Genomic DNA, 19,918 nt, shown 5'->3' with positions numbered 1-19,918 from the left:
ATTAGTGTTTTTCCAGCTGTAGCAGCTTTGTTTTCATTTCTATGCCGCCGCGGTAGCCTGTCAGCGATCCGTTCTTTCCAATGACACGATGGCAGGGAATTGTAATTAAGATCGGATTAGCGCCAATCGCCGTGCCCACAGCGCGAACAGCTGCGGGCCGCTGGATTTGATGGGCAATATCGGAATAAGACTTCGTTTCCCCATAAGGAATATCGCAAAGTGCTTTCCATACTTCCTGTTGGAAGGCTGTTCCTTGATAGTGGAAGGAGATGCTGAATTGCTTGCGGGAACCTTGAAGGTATTCAGCTATTTCAATTGTATAAGGCTGGAGCAACTCAACATTCTCTAGTAAAGGGCTGCCTGGATAGCGGGTATTTGCCCATTGGACCAGCTCGTCTATCGGTTCATTCTGAGAGCCGATAAAACAGAGTCCTTCCGTTGTGGCTGCAACGTATAGGCTCCAAGCTTCGTGCGTGAGCAATGTCCAATAAATGGGCGGTTTACTGTGTTTGGTCATTCGAATCAGCCTCCTGTTTGTGCAATTGCCGATAGGCTGCGGGTGTGCAGCCCGTCTTCTTCTTAAACAACGTTACAAAATACGGCGTGTTGTGCATGCCGACGCTTGAACCGATCTCTGAAATGGACAAATCGGATGATGTCAGCTGCTCCTTCGCTTTATCGACTCGTAATTGCTGTATATATTCAACGGGTGTCATGTGTTTGATTTTTTTGAAGGTCCGATGCAGGTGATAGGGGCTGCCGTGACATTGATCGGCAACGACTTGTAAAGTTAAGTTGTTCATATAGTTTCTGTCGATATATTCGGCAGCTAAATGAATCCATTCATCATCAGGCAGGCGCATCCCGGTAGGCTTGCATCGTTTGCATGGGCGAAAGCGGGCAGATAAAGCTTGCTCGGCCGTAGAGTAGATAGCAATATTTTCTTTGTTGGGCGGTTTGGATTTGCAGGATGGCCTGCAAAATATTCCTGTCGTTTTCACCGCGTAAAAGAAGATCCCGTCATAAGCAGCATTGTTGCTTAAGATGGCATGCCACCGTTCCTCGGTCAATGTTTCTGAGTGTTGTTTCACCATTTTGCTCACCTCCATCATTAGTATAACCTCGAAAGTGAACGTATGTACGTATTTTAGAATGTAAAAGCAAGATAACGAAAGCGAGATGATTAGAGGGTAGACTTTGATCCTGACGCGCAATCGCGTAAAATAGAAGGATCAATGCTGCTAATGGAGGAGAGCTTATGGAAGCTAAAGTAATAACATTACCTTTATTACATGTTGTAGGCTATCGTATTGAATCTAACATAACAGAGTTTGAGTCTGGTCTTGGCAAGAATACTTATCGATTACTCGTTGAAAGAAAAGCGGAAATTATGAATAGAAAAAATGAAAATGTGATTTTAATGCAAATCTACCCCATGAATGATGATTTTGACCCACATGTCGATCGGTTTACGAATCTGGTCTGTTACGAGGTAAGTCAACAAGCTGATGTTCCAGTAGATATGACTAGTCATACCGTCACTGAAAGTAAGTATGTTACATACAAGCACAAAGGACTTGAATCCGAGCTAAGTCGTTCGTACGGCTATGTCTATGGCGATTGGATGAGTGAAACGGGAAATGAACCCAAAAACTACGATTTTGAAATTTGGGATGAACGATATCAACCCGAAAGTCCCGATAATGAAATTGATTTGTATATTGCATTGAAGTAATGAGAGGTTATAAAAAATATAGCTTTAAAAGGAGCACAATATCATGTCATTGCCACTTTCGAAACAGCTTAATCGGGATTTTATACTTAGCCAGCTCGAAGCTTTACTGAACATTCCAAGCCCTAGCGGGTACTGTATGGACATTGTAAAACATTTAGGAGAGGAAGCAGAGAAGCTTGGCTATTCGCTCGAAATAACGCCAAAAGGCAACGGAATGATAACCATTCCAGGCGTCAATTCAGAGAAGGTGATCGGCATAACCGCGCATTTGGATACGCTTGGAGCGATGGTTCGTTCGATCAAGTCTGATGGGAAGCTTCGCTTCACGTCGATCGGGGGCTACAATATGCAAACGGTCGAAGGGGAGTATTGCGTTATTCACACGCGTGACGGCCGGAAATATGAGGGAACGGTGTTGTCTACGAAAGCCTCTGTGCATGTATACTCCGATTCGCGGGAGTGGAAGCGCGAAGAAGCGAATATGGAAATTCGCATAGATGAGCTGGTGAAAACCAAAGCAGATACAGAGGGGCTGGGCATTTCCGTAGGCGATATCATTTCGTGGGAGCCGCGAGTGCGCATCTTTCCGAATGGCTGGGTGAAGTCACGGCATTTGGACGATAAAGCAAGCGTAGCAGCACTGCTTGGATTAATGGAATGGTTCAAGCGTGAAGGGAACACACCTGCACATACACTCAAGCTGATCTTCTCGACCTACGAAGAGGTGGGACACGGAAGTTCTTATATTCCTGAGGATATAACGGAGATGATTGCGGTGGATATGGGAGCGCTGGGAGATGATCTTTCTGCGACAGAGCAGGATATATCCATTTGCGCCAAGGATTCGACTGGACCATACGATTATAATATGACGACTAAGTTAATTGAATTAGCGAAGCGTGAGAACCTAGCTTATGCTGTAGATATTTACCCGCACTATGGCTCCGATGCATCGGCTGCGCTGCGCGGCGGAAGCAATATTCGTGCGGCATTAATCGGACCGGGCGTTCACGCTTCCCACGGCATGGAACGCACACACGCAGATGCCATCGTTGGCACGTCTGCTTTGCTTCTGGCTTATGTCATGGAGTAAGATTTCTAGTTAATATACAATAGGTAGAAAAAATGCGAAGAAGAGCGGCGATGACATCGATGCTCTTCTTTTTTTTTGATGACTAAACTTGTCAGAAAGACAATGAAGTAGGACGTTAGTAGAAGAGCGCCAAGCGTTATTTTGGGACAAAAAGATAGGGAATGCTCTATGATTTCAGTGCTTTAGAAGCTTTATATTTATCCCGAATGATGTTGGTTTATCCTGACAGGGTGCAAAATATAGATTGCTGAAACGTATGATCGATTAGCTGAGAACGATGGAATATCCGCTTTTTAGGCTCCGAATAGTCCATTTTTCAATTCAAACCCCGCTTTTTTTTGTTTTTTAAGTGTAAATTTGCGGCAGTTAGGGGTTAAAACGTACAGGAAAAAGAGGAATGCGAAATATGTCGAATGGTGTTTTACTGCTGCTTAGGTAGGATGCTGGTCAATAGTCCCTTATTTTTTCGCTAAATTAGTGGAATTTTAATTGGATTCTTCGTTCGTTGGAAAGTGGCAAACAGGAAAAAAACCTTTATTTTACATGGGTTAGAGGGAAAAAGTATGYGGGAAAACATGAGTCCCAAGTGGGACTTTCACCCAAAATTTATTAAGCGCTTTCAATAGTCAGAATTATCAATTTGGCGATAAAAAACATGACATGACATATCCCACTATTCGCATCAATTAGGAGTCCGTACTTATGAAAACCATAATGAAAATGAGCAAGATTGTCTAAGTGTGACCATGTCTTTATTCCCTCAAGAATTATTATCATCTGTGTCATACTAGAGTGCAAAGAGAGACAAGAAGCTTTCCAAAACTCAAAATGTATGAGCGAGCTGATGAATGGAGGTTTCAGAGATGAATGTTTCAAATCAGGAGCAGAAGCAGATGAAGCTGAAGCAGTTTTTGAAAATACTATCCGAGGATCCTTCTCTATTACAGAAAGACGGTCAATCGGAAGCGAGGTCGCTGCCTGAGCTGCTTATGGCAACTGGCTGCCTAATCCATAATGAACCGATTGACATGGCGAAGCTGATATCTCAGCTGCTCGGTAAGATCGGCCTACAAGCCTGCTCTGACGATATGATGGAGCATGTAATGAATGGCGGGACCGTGGATGAGTTCATTAATAACACGAGATGATAACATTTTATGTCTAAGCAGGAATCCATGGATAAACCTATTCCTGTAAACAAACGATGCCCAAAAGTTCGCGTTTCGAATAATGAGAGAATTTTAATATTCATTAAGAACAACTTTCGTGAAGTTCGGCAACGGATGATTTTAAAGCAATGGAGGAAATGATTTGGAATTAAAACAGTATTGGATCATCGTGAAAAGAAGGCTATTGATGATAGCTTTAATTATTTCAGTGAGCTGTCTAACCATCGGCATTTACTCCAGCTACTTTATCAAACCACAGTATGAAGCATCCGCTAAGTTAATCGTTAACCAGTATAAGGACAGCAGCTCGCTCATTCCGAGCATAGATGTTGGATCGATTAACTCCACGATCGGACTTATCAAAACCTATAAAGAGATTTTGCGAACGCCGCGAATGATGAAGCGAGTTGTCAAGCAATACCCGGATCTCGGTGTGACATACGGCGAGCTCATCGGCAAGGTAAGCGTAAGCTCAGTGAATGAAACACAGGTCATGTCCATATCGGTACGTGATGACTCCTATGAGCAAGCAGCAAAAATCGCGAATGCGATCGCCATCGTTTTTCAAAAATCGGTTCCAGAGCTGATGAAGGTAGATAATGTTTCCGTGCTGGACCAAGCTGATCCGCATGAACAACACGGGCCCGTTGCTCCGAATCCTAAGATGAACATTGCAGTCACATTCATGATGGCATTGATGGTAGGTGTAGGCATATCCTTCCTGCTGGATTACTTGGATGACACGGTTAAGACCGAAGAGGACATCGAGGCACTGCTGGAAGTACCGGTATTAACATCGATTCCGAAGTTCGAAGAGCGGGATGCGACAGAACACAGCGGCAACGCCACGTTAAAGACGAATGCAGGGAGGGAACAAAATGTCTCGTTTGATTCCTAAGTGGAACTTGATAACGGAGCTGAATCCCAAATCGCCCATTTCTGAAGGGTACCGGATGCTGCGGACAAACATTGAGTTTTCGACAATTAATCAAAAGCTGCAAATTATTATGGTCACCTCTTCCAAGCCAAGCGAGGGCAAAAGCACGACATGCGCCAATATGGCAGTCGCGTTTGCACAAGCAAWCAAAAAGGTGCTTCTGATTGATGCGGATCTCCGCAAGCCTTCGCAGCATCATATCTTTGGGAAGTCCAACCGCAGCGGCTTAACGACGGCTTTATTGAACCAACTGAAGCTTGAGGACATCATTCAGTTTACGAATACGGACAATCTGTCCATTATCCAAGCGGGGCCAACGCCTCCCAATCCTTCCGAGCTGCTCTCGTCGGAGCAAATGGCGGAGCTGCTTAAGACAGCTAGAGAGCGGTACGATGTCGTCATTATCGACACGCCGCCGATCATGTCTGTAACGGATGCTCAAATTGTAGCAACGCAAAGCGATGGGGTCGTTCTTGTGATCGACTCGGGAAAAGTGAAAAAAGATGTTGCCCTTAAAGCAAAAGCGTCACTTGAACATGTGAAAGCAAATCTTATCGGCGTCGTGCTTAATAAGATCAATCGAAATCATTCAGATATCTACTCTTACTACTACGGAGAAAAGACAGAAGCTTAATCGTCTTTGCTCCAGCTCATAGAAGCAAGAAATAGATAGGTAATGTCTCCTGCACCTCTATCACCGGAGGCACTCGGTCATGCTGTGGGTCAGCCGACCTTAGACGTTAATCGTCAAGGGTGTGACGTGAGGAGGGGTTAGATGCCCCTTAACAACCAAAAAAAAATAATAGGATAGGGTGAAATCAAATGAAAAAAGTGAGAAAAGCCATTATCCCCGCCGCAGGACTTGGAACACGGTTTTTACCGGCAACCAAAGCGATGCCAAAAGAAATGCTTCCGATCGTCGATAAACCGACCATTCAATACATTGTAGAGGAAGCCATTGAATCAGGCGTTGAGGATATCATCGTCGTAACGGGTAAAGGAAAGCGGGCGATTGAAGATCACTTCGATATCGCATTTGAGCTTGAGCATATATTAGAAGAAAAAGGCAAGCTGGATATATTGGAAAAGGTAAGAAAATCATCAAATGTGAATCTTCACTACATAAGGCAAAAAGAAGCGAAGGGGCTTGGGCATGCGGTATGGTGCGCTCGCAACTTCATTGGGGACGAGCCGTTTGCAGTGCTTCTTGGGGATGACATTGTAGAAGCAGAAGTCCCTTGCACTAGGCAGCTTATTGAGCAATATGAGAAAACCGGCCGCTCGGTTATTGGCGTACAGACGGTTGGCGTTGATCAGACGCATCGTTACGGTATCGTTGACCCAGGACAGCGGGTAGACAATCTTTATGAGGTCAATCGTTTTGTAGAGAAGCCGCCGCAAGGACAAGCGCCTTCTAATTTAGCCATCATGGGCCGTTATGTGCTCACTCCCGATATATTTGAATATTTAGGACGCCATGAGCGCGGAGCTGGAGGCGAAATTCAGCTTACCGATGCGATTCAAAAGCTTAACGTAGAAAAAGGCGTTTACGCCTTTGATTTCCAAGGCATTCGTTATGATGTCGGAGAGAAGCTAGGCTTCATTATGACGACGCTTGACTTTGCCTTAAGAAATAATGAAATTAAGTATCAGTTGATGACTGAGCTTGAGGAATTAATGGAACGGGAGCTTAGCAAGCAGTTATTAGCTGGAAGGAGTGATAGAAGATGACACCTCCACAATATCAGGATGAAGCGGTAATCGGCGTTTCTGATTACTATTCGAATAGGCGCAGCGCTCAGCAAACGGTAAGCATGTATTCGATTATCAAACGCACGATTGACATTGTTGGTTCGCTAGTCGGTTTAATCCTGTTAAGCCCGCTGTTTATCATCATCGCTATCCTTATTAAGTGGGAGGACCCTAAAGGTTCTGTCTTCTTCTATCAAACAAGGATCGGCAAGGATGAGAAGCCGTTTCGCATGTACAAATTTCGCTCGATGCTGACGGGTGCGGAGGACAAGCTGAAGGATCTGCTGGATAAGAACGAAATTAGCGGTGCAATGTTCAAGATGAAGGATGATCCGCGCATTACAAAGATCGGCAAGATCATTCGCAAAACGAGCATCGATGAGCTGCCTCAGCTGCTGAACGTGCTGAGGGGCGAAATGTCCTTGGTTGGTCCAAGGCCGCCTCTTTCACGGGAGGTAGCGGAATATACGGAGTACGACAAGCAGCGCTTGTCCGTAACGCCAGGCTGCACGGGGCTTTGGCAGGTAAGCGGCAGAAACAATCTATGCTTTAAGCAAATGGTTGAGCTTGATCTGACTTATATTCAGAAGCGATGCATTTGGTTCGATTTCAAAATTATGCTGAGAACGGTGAAAACGTTAGTCGGCTCTCAGGATGCTTTTTAGAGTGTGAAAGCTTACGAAGATAGTTTTGCTACGCAAAACTATGCTAATGCTTACGAAGTCAGTTTTGCTACGCAAAACTTAAGGAGTTGATAAAAATGGCAAGAATCCTGCATATTTCGGAGTTTACGAAGGGCGGTATCGAGACGCACTTGAACGAGGTGCTGAGCTACCAAGCGAGCAGACATGATATTTTTCTTATGGCTTCTGAGCAGAATTCGAGCCCTGAGTCGCTTCAAATTAGCCAAGATCGATTGTGCTTGTACCCTTACAAGAGGAAGCCGGCTTATTTTGTGAAAGCCATGAAAGCTATTCATCGTAAGGTAAAGGACTTCAAGCCTGATATTGTACATGTACACGGAACGTTCGCAGGTTTTTTCCTGCGGACGTTGTTTTTTTTCAAGAGCAAGCGCCCGATCGTCATCTATAATGCGCATGGCTGGGCTTTTCTGATGGATATAAAGCCGTGGAAGCAGCGGATATTCGCCTTAGTTGAGAAGACGCTCGCACTTCGGACTGATTTCATTATCAATATTTCGAGGCATGAATATGAGAAGGCCATGCATTATGGACTGCCAGCAGCCAAGTCGGGAGTCGTTTATAATGGCGTTTCGGATACGTCGGAAGTAAGCACCCCGCCTTTCGAGACTGATCCTGACATGATTCATCTACTTTATGTAGGACGCTTTGATCGGCAGAAGGGGTTTGATCTGCTGCTTGAGGTGTTCAACAAGCATCAGTTTACAAACGTTCGCCTATATTTGGTTGGCGATACTGTGCTGAAGGAAGTTGAATACAAGTTTCCTGAGAACACAATTAAGATCGGCTGGGTGGATAATTCTCAGATCGATCGTTATATGCAATCCTGTGATGCGGTCATTATTCCATCACGCTGGGAAGGCTTTGGCATCGTCGCCATTGAAGCGCTGCGGAATAAGAAACCGGTTATTGCGAGCAATCGAGGTGCGCTGCCGGAAATTATTAGCAATGGCGTTAACGGTTATGTATTCGACTTCGATAATAAGCAGGAGCTGGCAGACATCATTCATGAGCTGGACAAGCCGAAGCTGAGAGCGCTTGGCTTAGCGGGATGGGACATTTTCCAAGAGAAATTCCATTCGGATAAAATGAACAACCAAATCGAGCGGCTTTACGAGGAAGCCTTGCAGAAATCAAGCAAACCGTTATCCTCCGCCGTCAAAAAATACGTCTAGATTTACGGGGATGGAGAGAAGATGAGCCAAATCTTGCAAAGCAATCTAGTGATTAAAGCTAAATTAGCCAAAAAAGAAGAGAAGCAGCAAATCTTTTTGGCGATTTATTTATGCTTCTTGCTGGTGCTGACCGTCTACCAGGATTTCCCGTTAGTCAATATAATCGGCGAGATTGGCAGGTCACCCATTATTTTGCTGGTTCCGCTGTTTGTGTTATGCGAAATTGGGCTGCTGGCGAAGCATAAGCGGGTGATGCATGGCAGCATGCTGCAGAAGTATATATTCGGATTTATTTTATATTTGTGCTTTATCAGCATTGCCTATTTGCTAATTCAATTCATTCAAGGCAGCTACAGCTTCGGATCAGAGAGTCTGCTTGGCAAAGCGATAAAGGTACTTATTTATTTTGTGCTCATCCTGCTTTATATCAGGCATATGCAGCTCGTTTTTTCCAAAATTACAAGCTTTAAGACGCTGTATGGTTGCTTCCTTGCAATCGTTACGCTGCTGACGGTCATTATGATCTTGGAGCTTATGAGTATGCCGAACGCCTTCACGTATTTGCATGCAGGGAGCAGCCCTTATTGGAGGGTTCGGATGTTGACCTCGGAGAGCAGCACGACGGGCTCCATCGTGGTCGTATATGCATCCATTTTGGTATATCTGACAAAGTATTTGAACAGCTTCGGCAAGACGCTAACGATCGTTTATGCTTCAGGTTTTTTTCTGTTTTACTTATTTATTACAGGCTCCAAAGGGTTTATGATTATCAGCTTGTTCACGCTAGTCGTGACGATGATTAAGTTTTTGGATTTTCGAAAAAAGAAAAATTTTGTTTTGCTCATCTCAGTCGTTCTGGCCATGTATATGTTCATCACTAATTTTTCTGCGGGGCTGGTCAGCTCGTTCAGTAATGACATCGAAAACTACACATCTTCCTACACGCGTATGGGAACGATCATCATCGCGCTGATTACGGTGTTTCACAATCCGCTCGGGGTTGGCACAGGAGCATATCTCATGTATTTCGATAAGTATGTGAATGATTCGATCAGCATGATGTCCCATTTCTATTACAATACATTTGGCATCAGCCAAATTAATGCGGGGGAGCTGTTGCAATATTCGGGCTCGGACAAAAACTTAGGCGTCAAATCGGGCTTTTTCCAATGGATTATGTTTGGCGGGCTCTTCGCAGTCGTGTTCTTTTATCTGCTTGCCAAAAACCTGATCGTCAAAGTGAAATCCAGCTCTATATTATTTCTTGCTTTAGTTTTTATCTTATTTTCAATGCTTCTTGTTTCCTTGGAGATTAAATATGAGATATGGCTGCTATTTGCTTTTATTAGCCTTTATTTAGGCAAAAACGATATAGATCAACCAAAAAGGTCGGGGGTATCCAAATGAAGATGCTTGTGGTGTGCAGTGATTTTCCCTATCCCGCCGATCATGGCGGAAGGGTAGACACATGGGGGAGAATCAAGGTGCTCGCGGAGCTTGGCTGGAAGATCCACTTGCTCGTTTGCGGCAAGCAGATGCCATCTAAGGAAGAAATGGACACAGTATATAATTACGTGGAAGAGATTACGTTATGTGATCGAAGAAGCAAGCTGGCTGATCTGCTGCATGTTATTCCGATGCAGGTGCAGTCGCGTAGTGAACTAAGTAATGTAGAGCTGGCAGGAGATTATGATTATGTACTGCTTGAAGGCGACTACGTGTATCCGGTTTTGCAAAATCCAAAGATCAAGCATGATACGGTTATCCTGCGGGTGCATAACGATGAAGCGGTCTATTTCAAGGCGCTAGCCAATAGCACCAAAAACGTCGTTCACAAAATGTATTACCACATGGAGAGCCGCAAATTCACGATTTTGCAAAAAAAAATGCTGGAGAAGGTGGATAAATACTTGTTTATATCGAGCAAGGAATTTGAAAGCTTCCGCAAACAGCATCCTGCTGCAAAAAGCTTGTTCCTTCCGCCTCCGGTTACGAAGGTCAACTTCGAAGCTAGTGATTTTCGCAGCAAGCATGTCGTGTTCATTGGTTCCCTATTTATGCCGAACAACCGAGAAGCAATTCAGTGGTATCTGGAGCATATCCACCCGCTGATGCTGAAGGAGCCGGACTATAAGTTCATCATAGCAGGGAACAGCAGAAAACAGAGCCTCAGCTGGCTCGAGAGCTACAACCTAAAGAATGTCATTGTACATGATACGCCAAAGAGTTTGGATGAAATATACCGAAGCGGCTATTTATTCGTTAACCCGATGCAGAATGGAGCAGGCGTCAAGCTGAAGACGATTGAAGCGATTCAGAACGGCTTGCCGGTTATCTCCACCTCCATCGGCTACGAGGGAACAGGACTTGTAGATAACGAGCATATTATGGTCGCTGATCGGCCGGAGCAATTTTATGGGAAAATCAAGCAGCTATTCGATGATCCGCACAGGGCAAAATCATTGCTGGAGTCATCGCAAAGCTTCTTGCGCACCCATTACAATCACAAAGAAGTATTGAAAACATATATGCAATCCTTAAACGTCAGTTATCCAGTAAAGCAGGTGCTCTAATATGAGTCGAGGTAAAACGAATGTGTTGTTTGTTACCCATGCGGATAAGAAGGGTGGCGCTGAGCAAAGCCTGATTCATCTCATCAATTATTTGGACACGTCAAAATATCGGATTTTCTTGTTAAGTCCTCGCGATGCGACGTATCTAAATGAAATTAGATCGGATTATGTTCATTTTCCGCTTCAGCTGGGCAGCATTAAGAAAAAACTAGGCTTAGGTTATATCGAAACGGTGCTTAAGATTCAGTCCTTTGTTCGTAAAAATCGCATCGACATCGTTCATGCCAACGGCTGGCGCGCACCTTGGTACACAGCTCCGCTAAAGTTTATGACGAAGTCAAAGCTGATCTGGCATCATCGCGACTATACCCATTTGCGTATGTTCAACCAAGTGCTGCCTAAATTTTTCGATCAGGTAATATGCATTTCGCATTTTGTAGCCAATTCGATTCAGGGCAGCAACAAGACGATCATTTATAACGGTGTTGATCCAGAGCTTGCTTTGACGAGAAAGAGCAGAGCCTTTATGGAGGATGATACACTCGTCATCGGCACATTCGGCCGGATTGTGGAATGGAAAAGATACCATCTCATGATCGAGGCAGTGAAGAAACTAAGCGACAGCAATCGGAACAATTGGAAGCTGCTCATCGTGGGCGATGCATCCGTTGACGGGTCGGATGACTATTACAATGACATGATCCAAAAGGTGCTGTCCTACGGCTTGGAGCATCATGTGGTTTTCTATGGCTACAGCAAAAAACCGCTAGATGTGATGAAGGAATGTGATTTAACGATAAACTTCTCCCTTAACGAGCCGTTTGGCAGAGTCATTATTGAATCGATGCTCGTTGAAACGCCAGTTATCGTTGCAGATTCGGGCGGAGCGCCAGAAATTATCCATCATACGAGAGGCGGCTTCATCGTGAAGGACGGCGATGTGGAAGAGCTGTATCAGACGATGAGAAGCGTTTACGATGGGGAAGTTGATTATGAGGAACTATCAAGCCAAGGTTATGCAAGCGTAATGAGCGACTTTAATATGAGCTCCATTGCGAAGAAGGTGGAGTCGACATATCGTGAGCTGCTTGCGCCAAACTTAAAATCGGAAGCGGCAGGCGGGATGGTCAGATGAGCACCGTATATAATCGATTAAGCTTCGGCAAGCTCCTGGCTGTATTGAAGGGAGCTGCCATACTGCCAATCAAGGCGAGTTCAGCTGGCAGGCTTGGCCGTATTTCCGGAAAGCTGACCTTGCGAAACAAAGGGCGGTTCATCGTTGGGAAAAACGTTTCCTTCCATGCAAAGCCGCTGCCTTCTTCAGTTACCGTAGAGAAGCAGGCGGAGCTTTGGGTAGGGGATAATGTGTTTTTTAATTATGGCCTCGACATTGGCTGCACGAAGTCGATCCGAATTGGCAGCAACACGATTATCGGTCCGATGGTGAACATTATCGATACGAACTTCCACCCCGTAGATATGGAAGACCGAGCAGGCAGCAAGGACATCGTCATCTCGGACAATGTGTGGATTGGACGCGGAGCTGTTATTTTGCCTGGCGTAACGATTGGCAGCGGTTCAGTCATTGCTGCAGGCAGCATCGTCACGCGGGATATTCCGGATAATGTGCTGGCAGGCGGTGCACCCGCAAAGATTATTCGCGAGCTCCAGATTACGAAGGAATGGGTTCGCAGATATAACTAAAGGGAGCGTACGGCGATGAAAGTATGGATGTGGCCAAAATCAAGCGAATTGAACTTTTACAATGATTTATTGACCGATTCACTCAGCAGTGAAGGCATGGAAGTGAAGGATTTGCAGCATGGCAAGCTAGCGCTTCAGGTCGGGCAAGCGAAAGCTGGCGACATCGTCCATATTCACTGGATGCATCATGCCTATCAGAATGATAATCTGCTGTTGTTCATGGTGAAATCGATCATATTTATAATGACGATGATTTATTTGAAGCTGCGAAAAGTGCAGCTGGTTTGGACGATTCATAACCTGTATCCGCATCAGGTGAAGTTTAAGCGGCTGGAGCGTTACATGCGAACGATCATTTGCAAATTTTGCAGCAAGCTGCTGGTTGCTTCGGAGTCGATCAAACGTAAGGTTATGATGGAATTCGGAGTGCCTGCTAGCAAGCTTTTTGTTGTAAAGCATGGTCATTATCTTGGCGTGTATAAGCCTGCAGGCTTCAACTTCAGAGCGTCTTATGGCATCAGCGAAGAAGCTGATGTTTATTTGTTTTTAGGGGCAATCAAGGCGTATAAGGGTGTCGAGGATTTAATTGAAGCGTTCAATGCATTCAAAACTCGAAATACCTATCTGATCATTGCGGGCAAAGCAGACAAGCAAATGGAATCCTATTTGAAGCGGGTAGAGGATAAGGAAAACATTATTTTGGACCTGCGCTTCATTCCAAATGAAGCAGTGGCTGACTTGATTAGCGCCGTTGATGTGATGGTGATGCCGTACAAGGAAATTACGACCTCCGGCTCTGCGATACTTGGCCTCTCGTTCAGGAAGCTGATCGTCATGCCTGACAATGATTTTATCGATGAGTATTTTATGGAGGATATGGTCGTGAGCTACAACCCAAGCGATTATAACGGTCTCGAAAATGCAATGAAAGCCGCGTTAAATGTGAAGAGAGAGCATAAGACGCCTAAGTACGAAGAAGTGCTTAAGGAGCTCGACTGGAGCGCGATCGCACAGAGGATAAAAAATGTTTACCAAGGATGGGGATAAAGGATGAAGGTAACGGTGGCCATCTGCACCCATAACCGGGCGAAGGATACGGGAGAGGCAATAGAGAGCGTAATTGCTCAAAGCTTTGAGCGGGAACAAATTGAGATTGTTGTAATCGACAACAGATCAACAGACAATACAGCTGAAGTGGTAGGCAAGCTTGCGTATCGGTATGGTCCAAGCATTCGGTATATTTTTGAGAACAAGCTTGGTTTGTCGGTAGCCCGCAATCGAGCGATTAAGGAAGCAAACGGTGAATTCATTTTATTTTTGGATGATGATGCGTTGGCTTCTCGGGACTGGGTGCAGCATATTGTGAACGTGTTCGAAAGCGATCCGGCGATTGGCTGCGTAGGCGGCAAAATTGATCCGATCTGGGAAGCGGCTGAGCCGGACTGGATTCCAGAGGAGCATCGCTCGGTATTCACGATTCTTGATTATGCAAACGTTGTGAAGGAAATGCCTGCACCGTCCATTCCATATGGCGCAAACGTTGCGTTTCGGGCAAGCGTCTTTCATAAATATAAGCCGTTCCGAGAGGATCTTGGGCGGGTAGGCACAAACCTGCTCTCAAGTGAGGAAAGTGAGCTTATCGCACGGATTCGTGAAAGCTACAAAGTATTTTATACGCCATATGGATCCGTTCAACACAAAATTGCCAAGGAGAGAACGACAAAAAAATGGTTTTTGAAGCGGATCTTCTGGCAAGGCGTGAGCGATGCGGTTAAGCGGCAGGATCGAAGCCTCTTTGCTATTGTAAAACATGTGATCCGAATGATTCAGGCAATCGGAACATCCTTGCTGTCGATTTTTCATTTTAAGAAATTCATCAGTCAAGTCGTGAAAATATGTTATCGCAACGGGTCATTAGTCGGCATTCTGCGCTATAACGGTAGGGGTTGACGGAAAGCTATGGCACAGCTTGCTATTTCAAAAGCGTGGAGAGGCAACGGCCTCGTTCAAACGATTATGCGCACGAGTGCAACGAACCTGCTAGTCATGGTTATCAGCACGCTGACGTCCATCGTGACGGCGCGTATGTTCGGCGTTGTTGGCAAGGGCGAATTTTCAGCCATTTTGTTTTGGCCAACGCTTCTCGCGGGTCTTGTTGGCTTCGGCCTGCCGACCTCTCTTATTTATAATATGAAGCAAAACAAAGGCAGCGGCAGCGATTTTGTTAGAGCGGGTTTTCTATTTCAAATTCCCGTTAGCATCATCATTGGCGTGGTCGCGTGGATATGGCTGCCGGTTTGGCTCGGCAACTATCCTGCTGACATCATTCAAATTACGAGATGGTATACGGTACTCATGCTGCCGATTCTACTCGCTATTAATTTAATATCGGCGCTGGCGCAAAGTACTGGCAAGTTTAACATTTATAACGGTCTGCGCTTATTGGTTCCGCTGTGCAATCTGGTTGGGCTCTTGGGGTTATGGGCGATTGGCGATTTAAGCCTGCATAATGCTTCGCTTGTATTTCTCGTAACCAGCGTGCTTGTCGTTTCATGGTCACTCTATAGTTTAAGAGAAACGCTTCATATGAACTGGTTGAAGGGACTCGGCAATCGGCTAGCAGCGAAAGCGTTATTCGGCTATGGCAGCAAAGTGTTCGGAGTGGAGCTTCTCGGCACGCTTTACACACAGTTTGACAAGCTTGTCATTCTATCGATGCTGACTGCTAGAGAACTAGGGCTGTACACCGTCGTTTATGCGCTGTCCCGCGTATTCAATGTCGTACAGATGGCGATTACGAACGTTGTGTTCCCGAAGGTTACCGGCATGGAGAAGTCAGCCATCATCGCAACGGTAGGCAGGGCGTTTCGGCTATCGATGCTGCTGATGACGATTGTCGTCATCCCGAGCATGTTCATCGGGCGTTATTTGATGGGCATCCTGTTCGGAGCGCCGTTCCTTGAAGCAAGCGGGGCCTTCTATCTGCTGTCGTTCGAATGCATTCTCGGTGGCGGCTCATGGATTTTGGCATCCTCGTTTAATGCGATGGGCCGTCCAGGGCTGGTGCTTGTCCGCCAGCTTATTGCCTTAGCGGCAACCATCGGATTGTTTTTTCTGTTTACACCCTTGTATGGGCTAAATGGAATTGCACTTGCTTTATTAATTGGTGCAGTCATTCGTTTAGTAGTGACGTTGGCCTCGATGAGAATTATTTTCCAAGTAAAGCTATCAGGGATGTTGTTTGATAAAAATGATTTCTGTTTTTTAATTGAGCGTTTGAAAGACAAAAAACAACGTAAAGGAGCGCGTTGATATGCAAGTTGAAACACAGGTACATCCGATGGAGGGCCTCAAAAAGATGCTTCTCCGAATTACGAAGGTGATACCACCGGGTTCAAGCATTTATTATATCGATTATCCCGTTTACAACAATGGCGGCGATTTGCTCATTATGAAGGGTGCAGAGGCGTTTTTTAAAGACAATCATATCCGCGTGGCTGCGCGTTATAGCGTTCTTGATTTTCCAGACAAGCTGACCATTCCGAATGATCAAATTATCGTGCTTCAAGGCGGAGGCAACTTTGGTGATTTGTACCCGGTTCATCAGAAGCTGCGGGAGAAAATCGTAAAGGATTATCCTAATCACCGAATTGTACTGCTGCCGCAGACGATTTTCTTCGAGAAGGAAGCGGAGTATGATCGCACGGCGCGTATTTTTAACGCGCATAAGGATGTTCATCTTTTTGTGCGGGATACGCTGTCCTATGGGATAGCAGCTCAAAAATTTGATAAATGCTGCGTATACTTATCGCCGGATATGGCACATCAGCTGTGGCCGATTTTGCCCAAAAGCAGCCCTGGCAAGGAGCTGCTCTGCTTCTTCCGTACCGACATCGAGAAGACAAGCGAGCAGGCGAGCTTTGAACTGGCAGGGAGAGGCGATTATTTGGACTGGGCTTCCCTATACAATCGCGTCGAGAAAAAATCAATTAAGATGATCGGGCAAATGATGACGAAAAGCGGTGTCCCTCTGCCGATGCAGGCGATATGGGGCAAGTACTCCGACTATCTCGTAGACAAAGCGGTCAAGCGCTTCAGCGGCTATCGCATCGTGCAAACCTCTAGGCTGCACGGGCATATATTATCCTGCTTGATGGACAAGCCTAATACGCTGCTCGATAACTCATATGGCAAAAACTCGAACTATTACAATACATGGACCAGCGGGATCAAGTCAGCGCAGCTGGTGGTGAAGAACGAAGCATAATGATCTTGGCATATCGAAGAGAGTAAGTGCGAATCGAATCACCGTATCATAAAAACGATTAGGAGGAATCAACATGAAGATTGTTCTTCTATCCGGAGGCTCGGGAAAGCGGCTGTGGCCGTTGTCGAACGAATCGAGATCCAAGCAGTTTTTGAAGGTGCTAAAAGACGAGAGCGGCGAGCGTGAATCGATGGTTCAGCGCGTATGGGGACAAATCACGAAGGCGGGTTTACGCGAGCATGCTTACATCGCAACAAGCAAGCCGCAGGTAGATATGATTCACAGCCAGCTCGGAAGCGAGATTGAAGTGATCGTCGAGCCGGAAAGAAGGGATACCTTCCCTGCTATCGCGCTCGCAGCAACCTATTTATATTCGGTGCAAGGCGTAAGCTTGAATGAAACAGTCGTTGTCATGCCAGTTGATCCCTACGTGGAGCAATCGTTTTTCCATAAGACGAAGGAACTTGAGCTGGTTTTGAATGAATCGGGAGCAGATTTAGCGCTTATGGGCGTGAAGCCAACGTATCCTTCGGAAAAATACGGCTATATCGTTCCTGAGCTTGCAGCTGAGGTGAACAATTATGTCAATGTAAACAGCTTTAGAGAAAAACCCCGCGAAGAAGAAGCGGCAGCCATGATTGAGCAGGCTGCACTTTGGAACTGCGGGGTTTTTGCATTCAAGCTTGATTTTCTCATTAACATTCTGATTGCTAATGAACTGCCGATTCAATACGACGAGATGCTGAAGCAATACGGGAAGATGCCGAAAAACAGCTTTGACTATGAAATCGTAGAAAAGTCCAATCATATCGTGGCATTGCCATATGAGGGCGATTGGAAAGACCTTGGAACTTGGAACACCTTGACCGAGGAAATTGAAACGCCGCTTATTGGAAAAGGGATTATTTCGGGAGATTCAACGAACACGCATGTCATTAATGAGCTCGACATCCCGATTACGCTGCTGAATGTATCGAATGTCATTGTAGCGGCGAGTCCGGACGGAATTTTGGTATCGGACAAAGCGGCTAGTCCTATGATCAAGGAGGTCATGAAGCATTCCGACCAGCGTCCGATGTATGAGGAGCGTCGTTGGGGCCGCTATCGTGTGCTTGATTATTTGAAATATCCCGACGGCAAGGAAGTGCTGACTAAACGAATATGCGTTGCGCCAGGACGGAACTTAAGCTATCAATATCATCTGCTGAGAGACGAGGTATGGACGATTGTTGCCGGACATGGCGTCATGGTGCTGAATGGTCGAAGCTTTGAAGTGAAATCAGGCGATGTGCTAACGATATCGAAAGAAAGCCTTCATAGCCTGCGCGCAGAAACAGAAATGGACATTATCGAAATTCAGACAGGGACGGAGCTTATAGAAGAGGACATCGTCCGGCTTGCCTTCGATTGGAATGAGATTATGCAAATATGCACCGTATAAATAAATCATTCAATGAAGGAGCGAATAGCATGAACATCACGGTTATTGGAACTGGCTATGTGGGGCTCGTCTCGGGCATTTGTTATGCGGAGCTTGGCAATCGCGTCATTTGCGTAGACAAGGACCCGCGCAAAATTGAGACACTAAACGCTGGCGGCATTCCGATCTATGAGCCAGGCCTCAAGGAGCTCGCAGCGTCGAACCGAGCAGCAGGAATGCTCACCTTCACGACTGATTTGCGAAGCGCGGTACAGCAATCGGACATTATCATTTTGGCGGTAGGAACACCGCCGTTGCCAAATGGCGAGGCTAATCTATCTTACATTGACCAAGCAGCCATAGAGATTGCTAAGGCGATGAACGGTTATAAAATCATAGCGGTAAAAAGCACCGTACCCGTTGGAACGAATGAACGTCTAGCAACCGTCATCTCCTCCCACACGAGTGAGTTGTTTGACAGTATCTCGCTGCCAGAGTTTTTGCGCGAGGGCTCGGCGATACAAGATACGCTGCATCCCGATCGCATTATTATTGGAGCCAGCTCACAAAGCGCAGCAGAAATTATGAAGCTGCTTCATATTCCCTTAACGGAACAAATCGTTATTACAGATATTCGCAGCGCTGAAATGATTAAATATGCGTCCAATGCATTTCTAGCTACCAAAATATCATTTATCAATGAGATCGCTAATATTTGCGAGAAGGTAGGCGCAGATGTAACGAAGGTAGCTGAAGGAATGGGTTATGACAAGCGAATTGGCCCATCATTCCTAAAAGCGGGAATCGGCTACGGGGGCTCTTGTTTTCCTAAAGATACAAGCGCCTTAATTCAAATTGCCGGACATGTTGATTATGAGTTCAAGCTGCTGCGCTCGGTAGTAGAGGTCAATCAGGATCAACGCTTTAACGTCATTCGCAAGCTGGAGACGATATTTCAAGGTGAGCTTTCAGGCAAGACGATTGCAGTATGGGGGCTTGCATTTAAGCCGAATACCGATGATGTGCGCGATTCGCCAGCATCGGAAATTATTCAACATTTGGTGGACAACGGCGTTAAGGTCAAGGCTTATGACCCTATTGCGACTGACAACTTCCGCACTTTATATGAAATTAGCGGTGTTGAATGGTGCGAGGACGCGATGGAAGCGGCAAAAGATGCGGATGCGCTTTGCTTGCTGACAGAGTGGGAGGAGTTCTCGCATGTTGACCTTGGACTGCTTCAACAAGTATTAAAAAGTCCGATTCTGATTGACGGCCGCAATGTTTTCGAAGAGGAGCATTTGGTTGGTACTGAATTTGTTTATTACTCCGTAGGCCGCCCTAGCCTTAATCAAGGCGTAAAGCAGCAAATACCTGTATTACAATTTTAAA

General features: G+C 45.6%; 20 protein-coding genes. 18 read left to right on the top strand and 2 right to left on the bottom strand.

What is annotated here, in order from left to right; all coding sequences use genetic code 11:
* Position 1: 1 nt before the first annotated feature.
* Both AB4Z50_RS29295 and AB4Z50_RS29290 read right to left on the bottom strand, forming a co-directional pair.
* Complete coding sequence (locus AB4Z50_RS29295; protein WP_441884917.1) at positions 2-517, bottom strand: methylated-DNA--[protein]-cysteine S-methyltransferase; 516 nt, start codon at positions 515-517, stop codon at positions 2-4.
* On the bottom strand, positions 501-1,094 hold the full coding sequence (locus AB4Z50_RS29290; RefSeq protein WP_441884915.1) for a bifunctional transcriptional activator/DNA repair enzyme AdaA: 594 nt from the start codon (positions 1,092-1,094) through the stop codon (positions 501-503). Before AB4Z50_RS29290 ends, AB4Z50_RS29295 begins: the two co-directional genes overlap by 17 nt.
* 164 nt (positions 1,095-1,258) lie before the next feature.
* Between AB4Z50_RS29290 and AB4Z50_RS29285 the strand changes: the two genes are divergently transcribed.
* The 18 genes from AB4Z50_RS29285 to AB4Z50_RS29200 all read left to right on the top strand — a co-directional run bounded on the left by AB4Z50_RS29285 (position 1,259) and on the right by AB4Z50_RS29200 (position 19,917).
* Positions 1,259-1,735 (top strand): GyrI-like domain-containing protein, encoded by a 477-nt coding sequence (locus AB4Z50_RS29285; protein WP_441884913.1) that lies wholly within the window; start codon positions 1,259-1,261, stop codon positions 1,733-1,735.
* 43 nt (positions 1,736-1,778) lie between these two features.
* On the top strand, positions 1,779-2,828 hold the full coding sequence (locus AB4Z50_RS29280; protein WP_441884911.1) for a M42 family metallopeptidase: 1,050 nt from the start codon (positions 1,779-1,781) through the stop codon (positions 2,826-2,828).
* 863 nt (positions 2,829-3,691) lie between these two features.
* Positions 3,692-3,976, top strand: coding sequence for a hypothetical protein (locus tag AB4Z50_RS29275; RefSeq protein WP_430059502.1), 285 nt, complete (start codon positions 3,692-3,694; stop codon positions 3,974-3,976).
* Positions 3,977-4,139: 163 nt separating this feature from the next.
* Complete coding sequence (locus AB4Z50_RS29270; protein WP_339204781.1) at positions 4,140-4,895, top strand: YveK family protein; 756 nt, start codon at positions 4,140-4,142, stop codon at positions 4,893-4,895.
* A complete protein-coding gene (locus AB4Z50_RS29265; protein WP_441884909.1) occupies positions 4,876-5,568 on the top strand; it encodes a CpsD/CapB family tyrosine-protein kinase in 693 nt (230 codons plus the stop codon). The genes AB4Z50_RS29270 and AB4Z50_RS29265 overlap by 20 nt, the downstream gene beginning before the upstream one ends.
* 188 nt (positions 5,569-5,756) lie before the next feature.
* Positions 5,757-6,665, top strand: a complete 909-nt coding sequence (gene galU, locus AB4Z50_RS29260; RefSeq protein WP_076269101.1) for a UTP--glucose-1-phosphate uridylyltransferase GalU — start codon at positions 5,757-5,759, stop codon at positions 6,663-6,665.
* Positions 6,662-7,351, top strand: coding sequence for a sugar transferase (locus AB4Z50_RS29255; RefSeq protein ID WP_076269100.1), 690 nt, complete (start codon positions 6,662-6,664; stop codon positions 7,349-7,351). Before galU ends, AB4Z50_RS29255 begins: the two co-directional genes overlap by 4 nt.
* A gap of 95 nt (positions 7,352-7,446) precedes the next feature.
* The gene (locus AB4Z50_RS29250; RefSeq protein WP_441884906.1) at positions 7,447-8,562 is read left to right on the top strand and encodes a glycosyltransferase family 4 protein; all 1,116 of its coding nucleotides are present in this window, start codon (positions 7,447-7,449) and stop codon (positions 8,560-8,562) included.
* Between the two features lie 21 nt (positions 8,563-8,583).
* Entirely contained in the window at positions 8,584-9,969 is a 1,386-nt protein-coding gene (locus AB4Z50_RS29245; RefSeq protein WP_441884904.1) for a hypothetical protein, read from the top strand.
* A complete protein-coding gene (locus tag AB4Z50_RS29240; protein WP_441884902.1) occupies positions 9,966-11,135 on the top strand; it encodes a glycosyltransferase family 4 protein in 1,170 nt (389 codons plus the stop codon). Before AB4Z50_RS29245 ends, AB4Z50_RS29240 begins: the two co-directional genes overlap by 4 nt.
* Before the next feature lies 1 nt (position 11,136).
* Complete coding sequence (locus AB4Z50_RS29235; RefSeq protein ID WP_441884900.1) at positions 11,137-12,270, top strand: glycosyltransferase; 1,134 nt, start codon at positions 11,137-11,139, stop codon at positions 12,268-12,270.
* Positions 12,267-12,839: an acyltransferase gene (locus AB4Z50_RS29230; RefSeq protein WP_441884898.1), complete on the top strand. Its 573-nt coding sequence runs from the start codon at positions 12,267-12,269 to the stop codon at positions 12,837-12,839. The genes AB4Z50_RS29235 and AB4Z50_RS29230 overlap by 4 nt, the downstream gene beginning before the upstream one ends.
* Before the next feature lie 15 nt (positions 12,840-12,854).
* Positions 12,855-13,886: a glycosyltransferase family 4 protein gene (locus AB4Z50_RS29225; protein ID WP_441884896.1), complete on the top strand. Its 1,032-nt coding sequence runs from the start codon at positions 12,855-12,857 to the stop codon at positions 13,884-13,886.
* 3 nt (positions 13,887-13,889) lie between these two features.
* Positions 13,890-14,789, top strand: a complete 900-nt coding sequence (locus AB4Z50_RS29220; RefSeq protein WP_441884894.1) for a glycosyltransferase — start codon at positions 13,890-13,892, stop codon at positions 14,787-14,789.
* Positions 14,790-14,798: 9 nt separating this feature from the next.
* Positions 14,799-16,151: a lipopolysaccharide biosynthesis protein gene (locus AB4Z50_RS29215; RefSeq protein WP_441884892.1), complete on the top strand. Its 1,353-nt coding sequence runs from the start codon at positions 14,799-14,801 to the stop codon at positions 16,149-16,151.
* 1 nt (position 16,152) lies between these two features.
* Positions 16,153-17,106, top strand: a complete 954-nt coding sequence (locus AB4Z50_RS29210) for a polysaccharide pyruvyl transferase family protein (RefSeq protein ID WP_430059514.1) — start codon at positions 16,153-16,155, stop codon at positions 17,104-17,106.
* A 73-nt stretch (positions 17,107-17,179) separates the two neighbouring features.
* The gene (locus tag AB4Z50_RS29205; RefSeq protein WP_441884889.1) at positions 17,180-18,547 is read left to right on the top strand and encodes a sugar phosphate nucleotidyltransferase; all 1,368 of its coding nucleotides are present in this window, start codon (positions 17,180-17,182) and stop codon (positions 18,545-18,547) included.
* Positions 18,548-18,576: 29 nt separating this feature from the next.
* A complete protein-coding gene (locus AB4Z50_RS29200) occupies positions 18,577-19,917 on the top strand; it encodes a UDP-glucose dehydrogenase family protein (RefSeq protein ID WP_441884887.1) in 1,341 nt (446 codons plus the stop codon).
* Position 19,918 lies beyond the last annotated feature (1 nt).

It is taken from the genome of Paenibacillus sp. 2TAB26 (genome assembly GCF_052115145.1).
Taxonomy (GTDB): Bacteria; Bacillota; Bacilli; order Paenibacillales; family Paenibacillaceae; genus Pristimantibacillus.
Note: the sequence above shows the minus strand (reverse complement) of the source record. Positions and strands in the feature narration are given on the sequence as shown.

Coding starts and splice junctions, on each gene's coding strand:
- AB4Z50_RS29295 (WP_441884917.1), bottom strand. CDS start 517: ATGACCAAACACAGTAAACCGCCCATTTATTGGACATTGCTCACGCAC.
- AB4Z50_RS29290 (WP_441884915.1), bottom strand. CDS start 1,094: ATGGTGAAACAACACTCAGAAACATTGACCGAGGAACGGTGGCATGCC.
- AB4Z50_RS29285 (WP_441884913.1), top strand. CDS start 1,259: ATGGAAGCTAAAGTAATAACATTACCTTTATTACATGTTGTAGGCTAT.
- AB4Z50_RS29280 (WP_441884911.1), top strand. CDS start 1,779: ATGTCATTGCCACTTTCGAAACAGCTTAATCGGGATTTTATACTTAGC.
- AB4Z50_RS29275 (WP_430059502.1), top strand. CDS start 3,692: ATGAATGTTTCAAATCAGGAGCAGAAGCAGATGAAGCTGAAGCAGTTT.
- galU (WP_076269101.1), top strand. CDS start 5,757: ATGAAAAAAGTGAGAAAAGCCATTATCCCCGCCGCAGGACTTGGAACA.
- AB4Z50_RS29255 (WP_076269100.1), top strand. CDS start 6,662: ATGACACCTCCACAATATCAGGATGAAGCGGTAATCGGCGTTTCTGAT.
- AB4Z50_RS29250 (WP_441884906.1), top strand. CDS start 7,447: ATGGCAAGAATCCTGCATATTTCGGAGTTTACGAAGGGCGGTATCGAG.
- AB4Z50_RS29245 (WP_441884904.1), top strand. CDS start 8,584: ATGAGCCAAATCTTGCAAAGCAATCTAGTGATTAAAGCTAAATTAGCC.
- AB4Z50_RS29240 (WP_441884902.1), top strand. CDS start 9,966: ATGAAGATGCTTGTGGTGTGCAGTGATTTTCCCTATCCCGCCGATCAT.
- AB4Z50_RS29235 (WP_441884900.1), top strand. CDS start 11,137: ATGAGTCGAGGTAAAACGAATGTGTTGTTTGTTACCCATGCGGATAAG.
- AB4Z50_RS29230 (WP_441884898.1), top strand. CDS start 12,267: ATGAGCACCGTATATAATCGATTAAGCTTCGGCAAGCTCCTGGCTGTA.
- AB4Z50_RS29225 (WP_441884896.1), top strand. CDS start 12,855: ATGAAAGTATGGATGTGGCCAAAATCAAGCGAATTGAACTTTTACAAT.
- AB4Z50_RS29220 (WP_441884894.1), top strand. CDS start 13,890: ATGAAGGTAACGGTGGCCATCTGCACCCATAACCGGGCGAAGGATACG.
- AB4Z50_RS29215 (WP_441884892.1), top strand. CDS start 14,799: ATGGCACAGCTTGCTATTTCAAAAGCGTGGAGAGGCAACGGCCTCGTT.
- AB4Z50_RS29210 (WP_430059514.1), top strand. CDS start 16,153: ATGCAAGTTGAAACACAGGTACATCCGATGGAGGGCCTCAAAAAGATG.
- AB4Z50_RS29205 (WP_441884889.1), top strand. CDS start 17,180: ATGAAGATTGTTCTTCTATCCGGAGGCTCGGGAAAGCGGCTGTGGCCG.
- AB4Z50_RS29200 (WP_441884887.1), top strand. CDS start 18,577: ATGAACATCACGGTTATTGGAACTGGCTATGTGGGGCTCGTCTCGGGC.